Source organism: Pseudomonas sp. G7(2022) (genome assembly GCF_052660475.1).
In genome coordinates, this window is record NZ_CP109659.1 from 3906587 (window position 1) to 3920735 (window position 14149).

A 14149-nucleotide genomic window follows, 5' to 3' on the forward strand; every position below is an offset into this window, starting at 1 on the left:
GACGTGAACATTACAAATCCGTTATCCACGGTTAATTGAAGTTGTTTTGCTCTAGGATTCGAAGTTCGAATGGCTTTGCTGCAACACACCGAAACAAATGCATATTAGTTATCAGCCGAACAGCACTTGCCGAAATGGAAGTCATGAAAAATTGACCACTTCGCTGCGACAGGCTGTCGCGGACGGCTGTTTTAAAGGACTCAGGCGTTGACTCTGTAGCCACTACAGCCTTTACCTTGCACGCCATCCCGTTATTGAAACCGTCCGGAAGCCCCAACAAAAACAATAACTTTCCCGGCCACCTTAATTAAATATCCATTGAATAAAAGTGGTGAAAGATCATGCGAATCCTTGTCGTCGAGGACGAGCTTAAAGCTGCCGAATACTTGCATCAGGGCCTGACCGAAAGTGGTTATATCGTTGACCACGCCATTAATGGCGCGGATGGTTTGCACCTGGCCCAACAACAGGTTTATGACCTGATCATTCTGGATGTGAATCTGCCGGAACTCGACGGTTGGGGCGTGCTGGAGCAACTGCGCCGCACCCATTCCACGCGAGTGATGATGCTCACCGCACGCGGTCGCCTGGCAGACAAGATCCGGGGCCTGGATCTGGGCGCCGACGACTATCTGGTCAAGCCGTTCGAATTCCCGGAATTGCTGGCGCGGGTACGCACCTTGATGCGCCGCAGCGAAAACATCCCGGTGCCGCAAGTACTCAAGGTCGCCGATCTGGAACTCGATCCGGGCCGTCACCGGGCCTTTCGTGGCACCCAGCGTATCGACCTCACCACCAAGGAATTCGCCCTGCTGCATCTGCTGATGCGCCAGTCCGGCGAAGTGCTGACCCGCACTCAAATCATCTCGTTGGTATGGGACATGAACTTCGACTGCGACACCAACGTGGTCGAAGTCTCGATCCGCCGCTTGCGGGCGAAGATCGACGACCCGTTCGACAGCAAACTGATCCACACCCTGCGCGGTGTCGGCTATGTGCTGGAGGCACGGGAATGAAGCCCGCCAGCCTGTCGCTGCGATTGGGTCTGACCGTCAGTACTCTTGGTGCGTTGCTGGTGGTGTTCCTGGCGATCCTTGCGTATTTCGCCCTGACTCATGAGCTCGATGCATTGTCCCGGGACAGCCTGGAAAAGAAGATGGCGCAGGTGGAACACAGCCTCTCGCTGTACGTCGATGCCAATGAAGTCAGCAGCAAGCCGCACATTCTGCTCGATCAGGTCATGGGGCATGACAACCTGACGCTGACGATTTATGACCGAGGCAACCTGCGCTCGCCGCTGCTCAAGTCCGGGTCGGGATTGACGGACCCACGGATTGAATTGAAAGCGGTGCGGGCGACGACCGATCAGTTGTCCTATACCGACAGCTTCGATGCCGAAGGTGCGAAATTTCTCACCGCCTCGAAATTGATTCGCCTGAAGGACGGCAGCAACGTACCGGTGTTGCTGTCGATGGACAATGCCCACGATCAGGCGTTGCTCAGCGCCTACCTGCGCTCGACGCTGATTGCCTTGCCGTTGCTCCTGGTGTTCATCGGCCTGACCGCCTGGGGCGCGGTGCAGCGCGGACTGGCGCCGCTGCGCGAGTTTCGCAAAGTGGCGGCCCGGGTGACCACCCAGGACCTCGACCACCGGTTGTCGGTGGTGAACATGCCTCAGGAACTGAGCGAACTGGCGCAAGGCATCAACGTCATGCTCGATCGCCTGGACAGCGGTGTGCAGCAGTTGTCGCAGTTCTCCGATGATCTGGCCCACGAGCTGCGCACGCCGATCAACAATTTGATGGGCAAGGCTCAGGTAACGCTTTCACGCGAGCGCACGGTCGAGGAATACACCGACGTTCTGGTGTCGTGCACCGAGGAGCTGGAGCGGGTAGCGCGGATTGTCTCGGACATGTTGTTCCTGGCCCAGGCCAGCCAGCCGATGGCACACGCGTCGTTCGAGCCGATTGCGCTGGAAAACGAGGCGTTACGGGTGGCCGATCTGTTTTCCCTCCCGGCGCAAGACAAGCAAATCCATCTGAAGGTGGTCGGCAGTGCTCAGGTTTCGGGCGACCGCTTGATGATCCAGCGGGCGATATCCAACCTGCTGTCCAACGCCCTGCGCCACTGCCCCGCCGGCAAAACCGTTTCGCTGTTCATTGAACAGGCGCCGACACAGGTGGCACTGCGAGTGAGCAATCCCGGCGCTGGCATCGAAGCGCAGCACTTGCCGCATCTGTTCGACCGTTTTTACCGCGTCGACAGCAGTCGCACCCGCTCGCAGGGCAGCACCGGTCTGGGGCTGGCCATCGTGCGCTCGATCATGACCCTGCATCAGGGCACCACGCAGGTGCAAAGCCGCCCGGGGGCGATGACGGTATTCAGCCTGGTGTTCCCCGTGTTCGCGGAAAAGCACTAAAACCCTCAAACAGATTTGTGCGGTGTTTTCTCAATTTCCGTCTGAAAAATCACCGCACAAGTACGCCATAGCGCCATGTAAATCCTTCAGTGGGATTTTGCGGCAGCCTCACGATGAAACGTCTGACAAAGACAGGGAAAAAACTTCGCAGACGGTTGGTTCCTGATCGTTTCGTTCGCCTTTTTGCACTCAGCCAACCCCCTCTAAAACAAGCGTTTTCGGTGATCCCGACGCATCCCTTCAAGATTTATCAGTACGTATTTCAGGGCGGTTAAAAACCGCGAACGGAAACGTCTGGACATTTTTGACCCCACCGTCGCTGCGCTCTTAGATTCGACTCGTGCTTGCACCAGCACACTCAAACAATAACCAAGGAGAAACCTCATGGGCTACATGGGCAGCTGGAACGCAAACCCTATCGATGAACTTGAAGAGCAGGAAACGCCCTCGGCGGAGCAGATTGAAGCACTGCAACTGACCGAAGAAGAACGGGCGGAACTGAGCGCCGAGTGACATGACCCGCAGGGGCCTCGCGCCCCTGCGGACTTTCCAGGAAAGACATCATGGACAAGACATGGATGGCCGAGCGTGAGCTGACGGCCGATCAGGCAGAGCGACGTATTCAGGCCGAGCTTTCACGACTGGGCCTCACGCCGGTAACCCGTACACTCGGCAGCAAGGTCGTTGCCGTTGAGGCGATTCTTCACGGCAGCGACAACCGTCATGCCCGTGGCTGCGGCAAGGGTTATGCGGATCAGGCACACCTGGGCGCACTCTATGAAGCGCTTGAGCATTATTGGACGGATGAACACTTCGCGACCGAGGTTCACCACGAGACAGAGCATTACTTCAAAGACACACCGATCTTTGCCGATGACTCGCTTGTGCACAGGCTCACCTGTCAGCAAAACGCGCGCATCATCTGCAGGACCTATGTCTGTCCTCCGTGGCATGACCGTTTTTCCTATCCGGTGGCGCTGACTTTGCCAAACGGTTCACGTCAGCCTTCGTCACCGGGCACTGCGGACTGCAGCGCCGTGCGACGCTACGCCAGCAACAGCGGCACCGCCATTGGCGCCACTTACAGCGAGGCGTTGTTGCATGCCGCCAACGAATGCATCGAGCGCGATGCGGTATCGCTGTTTCTGCTCAACCATTTCTATTACGAGAATCACCCACCCCTGCGAAGAGTGGCTCGTCTCAGTGACCACGACGACCTCGGCCGTCTGTGGACCGATGCCGAACAGGAAATCGGCGGAGAAATCGTGCTGGTGGATATCAGCAGCGAATTCAAGGCACGAACCTTTCTGGCCTTCACAACGCAGCCGGGGTCTCATCCACAGGTCTACGGCAGTGGCTGTTCACTTGATCCGCGCCACGCTGCATCGCGTGCGCTCAGTGAACTGGTGCAATTGCAACTGAGCGCCGCCGAGCCCGAATACCATCGGACGCTGACCAATGCACTGCGCAACCTGCAGCCCTTCCCGCGCCTGCTGCGCTGTGCGCAGTTCGATCCGCAGACGCTGTTGCATCGCTGCCCGCAGCACGAAGTGAAACTGCCCGGTTCAATTGAAGAGCTGTCGGTGGACGATCAACTTCACTTGCTGACTCAAGACCTGCAAAACCACGGTCGTACGCTGGGTGCTTCGATCCTGCAGCAAACCGAGTTCGGCACAACCCTGCTCAACGTGGTGATTCCCGGGCTGGAGCGTTTCTTTGTTGTTTCCAGCGGCAATGTTGTCATCCCGCAGGCCCGGGGACGAACGCTGGAAAGATCAGTCCCATGAACCGACTCGATCAAACCCGTGAGCTGGCACTGGCCCGTTCCATGCCCCGTCACCTGAACGAGAACGGTGGCGTCGGCCATTACCTCGAACCGCCAGGCAACGGATTGCACCACCTTTTTTTCCTGCGGTTGCACGACGAAGTCTGGGTTGGCCGCAAACGCCTGCAACGTGACCGGCAGTTTCGATGGCAGGCCGGCAGCGTACTTGAACCCTGCATGTTGCTGGGTCCGCATCTCCACTCATTGTGGGGTGATGAAGGTTTGTCGATCGGCTATCGGACGGTCTCCGCCGAACAGAAAGTGCAAACCTTCGAACGAGCATTGCGTCAGGCTGACAGCGAGATTCTGTTTCCGTTTCCGATCGTTGACGCAGCAGGCCGGGAAGCAGTCTGTCCGGCAGAGTTCTGGCAATGCAACGAATCACTGGCCGAACAGTTGAACACCGATGAACAACACTTGCGCGAGCACTGTGCCGGATTGCTCCAGGCGATCACAAAAACCGGCGCGTTGATTTACGACCCGGCCTGCTCCACGGGTGAATTCATCGCCCATGTCGCCCGCGCCCTCCCCGACTGTCTGTGCCTGGGGACTGATCGCTCAGCCTCGATGATCGAACACGCCCGACGAGCTCATGGGAGGACACCCGTCGAGTTCCGCTTGCTCGACGCGAGTGAGGCCTTTGATGCCGGGATTCACTGCGATGTGTTGATCCTGCGCTTCCTGAACGCCGAGGTCTTGACCCGCCGAGAAGCCCGAACCGCATTCGAGTCGCTGATCCGCTGCGTCAAGCCTGGCGGCACGATCCTCGTCTTTGGTCACACGCCGGTGCTGATCCCTGTCGCCTGGCTCGCTGCCACCCATCACCTGCAACTGGAGTCCAGCGTTGCAGCGCGCCCGGGGCAGGTCGAACTGTTCCAGTTCTATCGTCTGAAGGTCCTGTCAGCATGACCTTTTCCCTGCAAAGCAGAGGCTATTACCCGACCGGCGATGGCCATCAACTCTATTGGGAACGCCATGGCATTACGGGAGGCGAACCGGTGTTTTTCCTGCATGGCGGTCCCGGCGGGCGCTGCAGCCGTCATCATCTGGACTTCTTCGATCTGCGCCGTTTCGACATCATCCTGTTCGATCAGCGCGGATGCGGGCGCTCGACGCCCTACGGCGAACTGCGCGACAACACCACCGGCCTTTGTGTCGAAGACATTGACGCCCTGCGCCAGCACTTCGGCTTCGAAAAAATCAGTGTGCTCGGTGTTTCCTGGGGCAGTTGGCTGGCGATCCAGTACCAGCAGCGCTATCCGCAGCACCTTCTGAAAACCACACTGGTTTCGGTGTTCGTACCTTTCGCCGCCAATGTCCGGGCTTATGACCGGTCACTCAATGAGGGGCTGACGCAATCGCCGCAAACTGCGTCAGGCCATCGCGCCAGGGACATCTTCCGGATACTCGGCGAAGGCTGTCCACTGCAACAGCGCGTCGCCGCCATCGAATGGTTGAATGCTCTTTTGCGCCGTACGGGGCAGACGGTTTGCCCCGGTACGCTGGAGAGTTTTGTCGATCAGGAAGCGGTGCTCGCGATCCGTCTGGAGCTGCATTACCACCTCCAAGGCTATTTCTTCCGGCCACGGGACCATGACCTGATCCTCGATGACAACACCCTGCTGATCCAGGGCATCCGCGATACCTTCGGCATGGCCAGCGTGCGCTGGCTCAGGCAACGGATGGACATTCACTGCCGTTTGCTGCACGCCGGGCACAACGCCTTTGAAAACGCCATCCTCAAAGCGGTGCGCCGGGCGGTGAAACGTGAAATCGAGGGCTGAAAAAAACGGCACCCGAAGGTGCCGTTCCGTCCCGCAAAAACGCTTACTTGCGCGCCGCCTCCCACGACTTGAGCAGTTCGTTGTAGCTCACGGTTTCGCCCTTCGGCTTCTCGTTGGCCAGTTTCGGTTTTGGTGCGCCCGGTTGGTCGAACCAGTATTGTGCGTCGCGCTCGGGGTTCATTTTCGGTGCGCACACTGCTTGGGCCTTGGAGCGTTCCAGGCGGGTCATGATCGCGTCCTGATCCTTGGCCAGACCATCGAGCGCCTGTTGTGGGGTCTTGTCGCCGCTGGCGGCTTCGGCGATGTGGCTCCACCACAGTTGTGCCAGACGTGGATAGTCCGGCACGTTGGTGCCGGTCGGCGTCCATTGCACCCGGGCCGGGCTGCGGTAGAACTCCACCAGACCACCGAGTTTCGGTGCCAGGTCGGTCATGGCTTGCGAGTTGATGTCCGACTCGCGGATTGGCGTCAGGCCGACAATGGTTTTCTTCAGCGACACGGTTTTCGAGGTTACGAACTGCGCGTACAGCCAGGCCGCGAGCTTCTGTTTCTCAGGCGTGGACTTCATGAAAGTCCAGGAACCCACGTCCTGATAACCCAACTTCATGCCCTCTTCCCAGTACGGTCCGCGCGGCGACGGCGCCATGCGCCATTTCGGCGTGCCATCGGCGTTGACCACCGGCAGGCCCGGTTTGGTCATGTCGGCGGTGAACGCGGTGTACCAGAAAATCTGCTGGGCGATGTTGCCCTGGGACGGCACGGGGCCGGACTCGGAGAAGGTCATGCCCGCCGCTTCCGGTGGCGCGTACTTCTTCAGCCAGTCGACGTATTTGGTGGTGGCGAACACCGCCGCCGGGCCGTTGGTGTCGCCGCCGCGGGTCACGCTGGAGCCTACCGGATGGCAGTCCTCGACGCGAATCCCCCACTCGTCCACCGGCAAACCGTTGGGCAAGCCCTTGTCGCCGCCACCGGCCATGGAGAACCAGGCATCGGTGAAGCGCCAGCCCAGCGACGGGTCTTTCTTGCCGTAGTCCATGTGCCCGTAGATGCGCTTGCCGTCGATTTCCTTGACGTCTTCGCTGAAGAACTTGGCGATGTCTTCATAGGCGGACCAGTTCACCGGCACGCCCAGCTCATAGCCGTACTTTTCCTTGAACTTGGCTTTCAGGTCGGCACGTTCGAACCAGTCGGCACGGAACCAGTACAGGTTGGCGAACTGTTGGTCAGGCAATTGATAGATCTTGCCGTCCGGCGCAGTGGTGAAGGAGATGCCGATGAAGTCTTTGATGTCGAGGGTCGGCGAGGTGAAGTTCTTGCCTTCGTTGGCCATCAGGTCGGTGATCGATTCAGTCTTGCCGTAGCGAAAGTGCGTACCGATCAGGTCCGAGTCGTTGACCCAGCCGTCGTAGATGTTCTTGTCCGACTGCATCACCGTCTGCATTTTTTCCACGACGTCGCCCTCCTGCAGCAGGTCATGGGTCAGCTTGATCCCGGTGATTTCGCTGAAGGCCTTGGCCAGCACCTTGGATTCATATTCGTGGGTGGTCAGGGTTTCCGAGACGACCTTGATGTCCATCCCGCGGAACGGCTCGGCGGCCTTGATGAACCACTTCAGTTCTTCAAGTTGCTGCTCGGGTGTCAGGGTCGACGGCTTGAACTCGCTGCCGATCCATTTTTTTGCCGCGTCTTCGTACGCATCGGCCCAGGCGGTTGCGCTCAAACCGCTGAGTGCCAGCATGGCTGCCAATGAAATGCTATGTCGCAGCTTATTGTTTTTGTCGAACATAGAGACCTCCTGTTTAAGTTCTGGAGCAACATTGCCGAGCGATTCGACTAGCCCCAACGCATCACAGCCAACAGCCACACCAGGGACAACGCGGACGCCACCCAGATGCTCCAGTCGGTCACGCCGATGACCAGCAGATGCAGGTAGGCGCTGCCGAGAAGACCGATGAACAAGCGATCGCCACGGGTAGTGGCAATCGGCAGAAACCCGCGCCGCAGGATGCTTGGCGAGCGCAGTTCCCAGGTGGTCATGCCCACCAGGATCAAACCTATAACGATGAAAAACGCCGCCGTCGGGACGGTCCAGCTCATCCATTCCATCATCAGTTCCTCAGACCCGGCCCAGGGCAAAGCCCTTGGCCACGTGGTTGCGAACAAACCAGATCACCAGCATGCCCGGCAGGATGGTCAGCACCCCCGCCGCGGCCAGCACGCCCCAGTCGATGCCGGACGCCGACACCGTGCGCGTCATCACCGCCGCGATCGGCTTGGCGTTCACCGAGGTCAGCGTGCGCGCCAGCAGCAGTTCGACCCAGGAAAACATGAAGCAGAAAAACGCCGTCACCCCGATGCCGGAGCCGATCAGCGGAATGAAGATCTTCACGAAGAACTTGGGAAAGCTGTAGCCGTCGATGTAGGCGGTTTCGTCGATTTCCTTCGGCACCCCGGACATGAACCCTTCGAGAATCCAAACCGCCAGCGGCACGTTGAACAGGCAGTGCGCCAGCGCCACGGCGATGTGGGTGTCGAACAGACCGATCGACGAATACAGCTGGAAGAACGGCAGCAGGAACACCGCCGGCGGCGCCATGCGGTTGGTCAGCAGCCAGAAGAACAGGTGCTTGTCGCCGAGAAAGCGATAACGGGAAAACGCATAAGCCGCCGGCAACGCCACGCTCAGGGAAATCACCGTGTTCAGGCTCACGTAGTACAGCGAGTTGAGATAACCGGTGTACCAGCTCGGATCGGTGAAGATCACCTTGTAGTTGTGGAAGGTGAAATCCTGGGGGAACAGCGTCAGGCCGCCGAGGATTTCGGTGTTGCTCTTGAACGACATGTTCAGCAGCCAGTAGATCGGCACCAGCAGGAACAGGATGTAGAGCAGCAGTGGAACAAGCTTTCTTTTGCTCATGGCCGGGCCTCAGCGGTTGGCATCGCTGTGGGTCATGGCGGTATAGAACAGCCAGGACACCAGCAGGATGATCAGGAAGTACACCAGCGAAAAGGCTGCCGCCGGCCCCAGGTCGAATTGGCCTACAGCCATCTGGGTCAAGGTCTGACTCAAGAAGGTCGTGGCATTGCCCGGTCCGCCACCAGTGAGCACGAAGGGCTCGGTGTAGATCATGAAGCTGTCCATGAAGCGCAGCATCACCGCGATCAGCAGCACGCTTTTCAGCTTGGGCAATTGAATGTGACGGAACACCGCCCAGGCCGAGGCCCGATCAATCCGCGCCGCCTGGTAATACACATCGGGAATCGCCCGCAACCCCGAGAAACACAGCAGCGCCACCAGCGAGGTCCAGTGCCACACGTCCATCACCAGAACCGTGACCCAGGCGTCCATGGTGTTGGCCGCATAGTTGTAGCTGATGCCCATGGCGTTGAGGCTCGAACCGAGCAGACCGATGTCGGCACGGCCGAAGATCTGCCAGATGGTGCCGACCACGTTCCAGGGAATCAGCAACGGAATCGCCAGCACGATCAACACCACCGACGACCAGCGGCCCTTGGTCGGCATGGTCAGGGCAATGGCGATCCCGAGTGGGATTTCGATCAGCAGCACGCACGCCGAATAGATGAACTGGCGCAGCAACGAATCGTGCAGACGCGGATCGAGCAGCACCTGCTTGTACCAGTCGGCACCGACGAAGTAGCGGCTCGACTGGTCGAAGATGTCCTGCACCGAATAATTGACCACGGTCATCATCGGGATCACCGCACTGAAGGCCACCAGCAGAAACACCGGCAACACCAGCCACCAGGCCTTGTTGTTCTGCACCTTGTTCATGGCTGTACCTCGCTTTCGGTGGCATCCAGCAGAAATTCGTCGGCGTAGACCATCAGCCACTGCGCCGGGAAACTGATGTACGCCGTGCCCTGCGGCACCGGTTTGTCTTCGGCCAGACGCACCTTCAGCGGTGCGCCGTCCAGATCCAGGGTCATGATCTTGTAGGTGCCAAGGTCTTCGACGTGTACGACCCGCGCCCGCATCGCGTCATCGAAAGGCTCGTCCCACACATGAATGAACTCGGGGCGGATGCCGACCTTCAGGTTTTTCCACTGTCCGTGTTCGATATGGCGCTGCAAGGCGTCGGAAAGCGGCAGGTGGGTCGAGTTGAAACCGACCCCGCCCGGTTGCGGCTGCACCTCGATCAGGTTCATCCCCGGACTGCCGATGAAATAACCGACAAAGGTATGACTCGGCCGCTCGAACAATTCCCGTGGCGTGCCGAACTGGACGATCTGGCCGCCGTACATCACCGCGATCTTGTCGGCGAAGGTCGAGGCCTCCAGTTGATCGTGGGTGACGTAGACCATGGTGATGTTGAACTGCTCGTGGATCTGCTTGAGCTTGCGCCGCAGTTTCCATTTCAGGTGCGGGTCGATCACCGTCAGCGGCTCGTCGAACAGGATCGCCGAGACGTCGTCGCGCACCAGACCACGGCCCATGGAAACTTTCTGTTTTTCGTCGGCGGTGAGGTTGCGTGCCTTTTTGCTCAACAGGTTTTGCAGGTCAAGGACTTCGGCGATTTCCTGGACCTTGCTGTGGACTTTCGCCTCGGCCATGCCCTGATTGCGCAGCGGGAAAGCCAGGTTGTCGAACACCGTCATGGTGTCGTAGACCACCGGAAACTGGAAAACCTGGGCGATGTTGCGTTTCTCCGGAGTCAGGTCGTTGACCGCTTTGCCGTCGAACAACACATGCCCCTGAGACGGGCTGAGCAGGCCGGAAATGATGTTGAGCAAGGTCGACTTGCCGCAACCCGACGGCCCGAGCAAGGCATAGGCGCCGCCCTGCTCCCAGATGTGGTCCATTTCGCGGATCGCGTAGTCTTCCGCCCCGCTCGGGTTCTTGCTGTAACTGTGGGCGAGGTGTTGCAAACGGATTTCGGCCATCAGGCAACCCTCGCGACGCGCCGGCCCGGTGCCTGCACCAGACGGCCCTGTGCATCGAACACAAACAGTTTATGGGTCGGGATGTAGATGCGGATCGGCGCATCGACGTCATATTCGTGAACGCCGGGCAAGTGCAGCACCAGCAGGAAATGCTCGTTGCGCACATGCAGGAAAGTTTCCGAACCGCTGATTTCCGCCACCTCGACGGTCACGGCCAATTCGAGGTCATCGTCGTTGCTCGGGACCAGTGAGATGTGGCTCGGACGCACACCGAAACGGAACTCGCCCTCGCCCACCGGCCGCAGATCGACGTTCAACGGGAAGTGCACGAAATTGGCAAAGCTCACTTCGTTGCCCGCAATACGCCCCGGCATCAGGTTGATCGGCGGCTCGGAGAACAATTCGGCCGCCAGCACCGTTTGCGGCTGGTGATAGACCTCGGTCGACGGGCCGCTCTGGATCACCCGGCCTTCATGAAGAATGGTGGTGGTGCCGCCCAGCGCCAGCGCTTCGTTGGGTTCGGTGGTGGCGTAGATGGCGATGGTGTGGCGCGCCTTGAACAGCTCGCGCATTTCCTGGCGTAATTCTTCGCGCAGTTTGTAATCGAGGTTGACCAGCGGCTCGTCGAACAGGATCAGTTCGGCATCCTTGACCAGCGCCCGGGCCATGGCTGTGCGCTGTTGCTGGCCGCCGGACAGTTCCAGCGGATAGCGCTTCAGGAATTTCTCGATGCGCAGCATCTTCGCGGTTTCCTGCACCTTGCTCTGGATCTGCTCGTTGGAGATCCCGGCCTGACGCAACGGCGAGGCGATGTTTTCGAACACCGTCATGGTCGGGTAATTGATGAACTGCTGATAGACCATCGACACGTTGCGCAGACGCACCGGACGCTGGGTGACGTCGACGCCGTTCATCAGAATGCGACCGCTGTCGGGCTTGTCCAGACCGGCCATCAAACGCATGAGGCTGGTCTTGCCCGACAGCGTCCGTCCGAGCAGGACGTTGAAGGATCCGGCTTCGAATTTCAGGTTCGCATCGTCGATCCAGGTCTGGCCCTCGACGATGCGGCTGACGTGCTCCAGGGTGAGTGACATGGCTCGGCCTTTTTATTATTGGAGTCAAGCGACGTGTGCAGTAGAGCGACATTCGTGCCAGAAATCCCAAGCCGTTGATTCGCCGCGAAAATCGCCGAAAACACGGGCAAACCACCTTCATTGCTGAACACATTTGAACAGTTCAACGATTGACAATGAACAATAGTGAACAACACTCTATCGATGCTTTCAGGTCCCGACGGGCCTCATAACAATAATAAAAACGCTGCTTTCAGAGGCTGACTGTCATGGCCGCACCTGTCCCGCCGCTTTCTCACGAGGCCATCGTTCAGGACTCCTGGTCCCGTTGCCGCGCCTTCGGCCTCAAGCATCAAAGTGCTCCGGCGTTCGACCAGTTGCCCGCCTCCGGCATTGCGCAGTTGCTCGACAGCCACCATTCGCTGGTGCAGACCACCCATCAGGAAGTGCTGCCGTACTACGAAAACATCCTGAGCAATTCCAACTGCCTGATCATGCTGGCCGACAATCAGGGCCAGGTACTGACGTCCTGGGGCACCCAACGCTTTATCGAGCCGAACCTGGCGCGCGGCTTCCAGGCCGGGGCAAGCTGGATGGAACACGCCAGCGGCACCAATGCAATCGGCACAGCGCTGGCCTGCGAACAGGCAGTGCACATCGAGCACGATGAGCATTTCCTCAAGGCCAACCGTTTCATGACCGGCTCCGCCGCACCGATCTTCAACGCCGAGCGCAAAGTCATCGCCGTACTCGATGTGTCCAGCGACAGCTACCTGCCGCCCTCGCACACCCTCGGCATGGTCAAGATGATGAGCCAGACCGTGGAAAACCGGCTGATCCTCAACCTGTTCCATGGCCAGCACTTCCAACTGACCTTCAACACCGGGTTGAACAACCTCGACAGCCAGTGGGCAGGGTTGCTGATTTTCGATGAGAGCGGTCAGGTGCTGTCGGCCAACCGCCGGGCCGACAATCTGTTGGGCGTGCGACTGTCGCGGGTGAGTGTCGAGAGCCTGTTCAAGGTGTCATTGCTGGAGTTGATCAATCAGCCGGACGGTTTGCCGTTTGCCTTGCAGACCTCCGGGCGCAATCGTTTCCAGTGTTTGTTGAAGCGGCCTAAACAGGCGCCCATTCAGGCGCGGGTGTTTGCTGAAGCCAAAGTCACCGAACCGCAAGTTACGACCTCCACGACCATCAGTCTGAGCAGTCTGCACTTCGGCGACAGCCGCGTGGAAAAAGCCGTGCGTCAGGCCGAGCGACTGCTGGAAAAGGACATTCCGCTGCTGATTCACGGAGAAACCGGGGTTGGCAAGGAAGTCTTCGTCAAAGCACTGCATCAGGCCAGCTCTCGCAGCAAACAAGCGTTCATCGCCGTCAACTGCGCGGCGATTCCCGCCGAACTGGTGGAGTCCGAGCTGTTCGGCTACGAAAAAGGTGCGTTCACCGGCGCCAACCAGAAAGGCAGCATCGGCCTGATCCGCAAGGCCGACAAAGGCACGCTGTTTCTCGATGAAATCGGCGACATGCCGCTGCCGACTCAGGCCCGATTGCTGCGGGTACTGCAGGAACGCTGTGTGCAACCGGTGGGCAGCAGTGAGTTGTTCCCGGTGGATCTGCGGATCATCTCCGCTACCAACCGCTCGCTCAGGGAACAGGTGCAACTGGGGCGATTCCGCGAGGATTTGTATTACCGCATCGGCGGTTTGACCCTTGAATTGCCACCGCTGCGCGAGCGCAGTGACAAGCAAGCGCTGTTCAAACGCTTGTGGGAACAGCATCGCGAACCGACGCAATGGGCGGGATTGAGTCGCGAAGTGCTGGAGTTGTTCGATCGTCATCCGTGGCCGGGGAATCTGCGGCAGGTCAGTAGCGTGATGCAGGTCGCGCTGGCCATGGCCGAAGAGCAACCGGTAAGACCTGAGCATCTGCCGGATGATTTCTTTGTCGATCTGGAGATGGAGCCGCTGGAAACGCCAGAACCGTTGGGGATCGATCTGAATGACAGCGAGGCGTTGAATCGGGAACTGCAGGCGGCCGGGGGCAATATTTCTCATCTGGCGCGGCGGTTGGGGGTCAGTCGCAATACGCTCTACAAGCGCTTGCGTCAGGCTGAGTGATCGTCGGCCGAAGGCACGTCAAATCGTCG

General features: G+C 59.1%; 13 protein-coding genes. 7 read left to right on the top strand and 6 right to left on the bottom strand.

Annotated features, from left to right (window positions below):
• The first annotated feature begins 341 nt into the window (after nt 1–341).
• From NE357_RS17705 to NE357_RS17730, 6 genes are all read left to right on the top strand, one after another.
• Entirely contained in the window at nt 342–1016 is a 675-nt protein-coding gene (locus tag NE357_RS17705; protein WP_169430954.1) for a heavy metal response regulator transcription factor, read from the top strand.
• Nucleotides 1013–2419, top strand: a complete 1407-nt coding sequence (locus NE357_RS17710; protein WP_169430955.1) for a heavy metal sensor histidine kinase — start codon at nt 1013–1015, stop codon at nt 2417–2419. Before NE357_RS17705 ends, NE357_RS17710 begins: the two co-directional genes overlap by 4 nt.
• 384 nt (nt 2420–2803) lie before the next feature.
• Nucleotides 2804–2932, top strand: coding sequence for a hypothetical protein (locus tag NE357_RS17715; protein ID WP_279382152.1), 129 nt, complete (start codon nt 2804–2806; stop codon nt 2930–2932).
• A 50-nt stretch (nt 2933–2982) separates the two neighbouring features.
• On the top strand, nt 2983–4206 hold the full coding sequence (locus NE357_RS17720; protein WP_169430956.1) for a YcaO-like family protein: 1224 nt from the start codon (nt 2983–2985) through the stop codon (nt 4204–4206).
• The gene (locus NE357_RS17725; protein ID WP_169430957.1) at nt 4203–5153 is read left to right on the top strand and encodes a class I SAM-dependent methyltransferase; all 951 of its coding nucleotides are present in this window, start codon (nt 4203–4205) and stop codon (nt 5151–5153) included. Before NE357_RS17720 ends, NE357_RS17725 begins: the two co-directional genes overlap by 4 nt.
• Nucleotides 5150–6028 carry an alpha/beta fold hydrolase gene (locus NE357_RS17730; protein WP_169430958.1) on the top strand — a complete coding sequence of 293 codons (879 nt, stop codon included), beginning with the start codon at nt 5150–5152 and terminating at the stop codon, nt 6026–6028. The genes NE357_RS17725 and NE357_RS17730 overlap by 4 nt, the downstream gene beginning before the upstream one ends.
• Before the next feature lie 43 nt (nt 6029–6071).
• Here NE357_RS17730 and NE357_RS17735 read toward each other — a convergent pair whose 3' ends face one another.
• Genes NE357_RS17735 through NE357_RS17760 form a run of 6 tightly spaced genes read right to left on the bottom strand, consistent with a single transcriptional unit; the run spans nt 6072 to nt 12024 of the window.
• A complete protein-coding gene (locus tag NE357_RS17735) occupies nt 6072–7814 on the bottom strand; it encodes an ABC transporter substrate-binding protein (protein ID WP_169430959.1) in 1743 nt (580 codons plus the stop codon).
• A gap of 47 nt (nt 7815–7861) precedes the next feature.
• Nucleotides 7862–8134, bottom strand: a complete 273-nt coding sequence (locus NE357_RS17740; protein WP_039767461.1) for a DUF2160 domain-containing protein — start codon at nt 8132–8134, stop codon at nt 7862–7864.
• Between the two features lie 10 nt (nt 8135–8144).
• Complete coding sequence (locus NE357_RS17745; protein ID WP_169430960.1) at nt 8145–8945, bottom strand: carbohydrate ABC transporter permease; 801 nt, start codon at nt 8943–8945, stop codon at nt 8145–8147.
• A gap of 9 nt (nt 8946–8954) precedes the next feature.
• The gene (locus tag NE357_RS17750) at nt 8955–9821 is read right to left on the bottom strand and encodes a carbohydrate ABC transporter permease (RefSeq protein ID WP_007981247.1); all 867 of its coding nucleotides are present in this window, start codon (nt 9819–9821) and stop codon (nt 8955–8957) included.
• Entirely contained in the window at nt 9818–10930 is a 1113-nt protein-coding gene (locus NE357_RS17755) for an ABC transporter ATP-binding protein (RefSeq protein ID WP_169430961.1), read from the bottom strand. Before NE357_RS17755 ends, NE357_RS17750 begins: the two co-directional genes overlap by 4 nt.
• Nucleotides 10930–12024 carry an ABC transporter ATP-binding protein gene (locus tag NE357_RS17760; RefSeq protein ID WP_169430962.1) on the bottom strand — a complete coding sequence of 365 codons (1095 nt, stop codon included), beginning with the start codon at nt 12022–12024 and terminating at the stop codon, nt 10930–10932. Before NE357_RS17760 ends, NE357_RS17755 begins: the two co-directional genes overlap by 1 nt.
• A gap of 248 nt (nt 12025–12272) precedes the next feature.
• On the opposite strand from NE357_RS17760, the gene NE357_RS17765 reads away from it, so the two are divergent.
• Complete coding sequence (locus NE357_RS17765; protein WP_169430963.1) at nt 12273–14120, top strand: sigma-54-dependent Fis family transcriptional regulator; 1848 nt, start codon at nt 12273–12275, stop codon at nt 14118–14120.
• The last annotated feature ends 29 nt before the right edge of the window (nt 14121–14149 follow it).

What these genes read in the sequence shown, in the direction of transcription:
- NE357_RS17705 (WP_169430954.1), top strand. Translation starts at nt 342, where the DNA reads ATGCGAATCCTTGTCGTCGAGGACGAGCTTAAAGCTGCCGAATACTTG.
- NE357_RS17710 (WP_169430955.1), top strand. Translation starts at nt 1,013, where the DNA reads ATGAAGCCCGCCAGCCTGTCGCTGCGATTGGGTCTGACCGTCAGTACT.
- NE357_RS17715 (WP_279382152.1), top strand. Translation starts at nt 2,804, where the DNA reads ATGGGCTACATGGGCAGCTGGAACGCAAACCCTATCGATGAACTTGAA.
- NE357_RS17720 (WP_169430956.1), top strand. Translation starts at nt 2,983, where the DNA reads ATGGACAAGACATGGATGGCCGAGCGTGAGCTGACGGCCGATCAGGCA.
- NE357_RS17725 (WP_169430957.1), top strand. Translation starts at nt 4,203, where the DNA reads ATGAACCGACTCGATCAAACCCGTGAGCTGGCACTGGCCCGTTCCATG.
- NE357_RS17730 (WP_169430958.1), top strand. Translation starts at nt 5,150, where the DNA reads ATGACCTTTTCCCTGCAAAGCAGAGGCTATTACCCGACCGGCGATGGC.
- NE357_RS17735 (WP_169430959.1), bottom strand. Translation starts at nt 7,814, where the DNA reads ATGTTCGACAAAAACAATAAGCTGCGACATAGCATTTCATTGGCAGCC.
- NE357_RS17740 (WP_039767461.1), bottom strand. Translation starts at nt 8,134, where the DNA reads ATGGAATGGATGAGCTGGACCGTCCCGACGGCGGCGTTTTTCATCGTT.
- NE357_RS17745 (WP_169430960.1), bottom strand. Translation starts at nt 8,945, where the DNA reads ATGAGCAAAAGAAAGCTTGTTCCACTGCTGCTCTACATCCTGTTCCTG.
- NE357_RS17750 (WP_007981247.1), bottom strand. Translation starts at nt 9,821, where the DNA reads ATGAACAAGGTGCAGAACAACAAGGCCTGGTGGCTGGTGTTGCCGGTG.
- NE357_RS17755 (WP_169430961.1), bottom strand. Translation starts at nt 10,930, where the DNA reads ATGGCCGAAATCCGTTTGCAACACCTCGCCCACAGTTACAGCAAGAAC.
- NE357_RS17760 (WP_169430962.1), bottom strand. Translation starts at nt 12,024, where the DNA reads ATGTCACTCACCCTGGAGCACGTCAGCCGCATCGTCGAGGGCCAGACC.
- NE357_RS17765 (WP_169430963.1), top strand. Translation starts at nt 12,273, where the DNA reads ATGGCCGCACCTGTCCCGCCGCTTTCTCACGAGGCCATCGTTCAGGAC.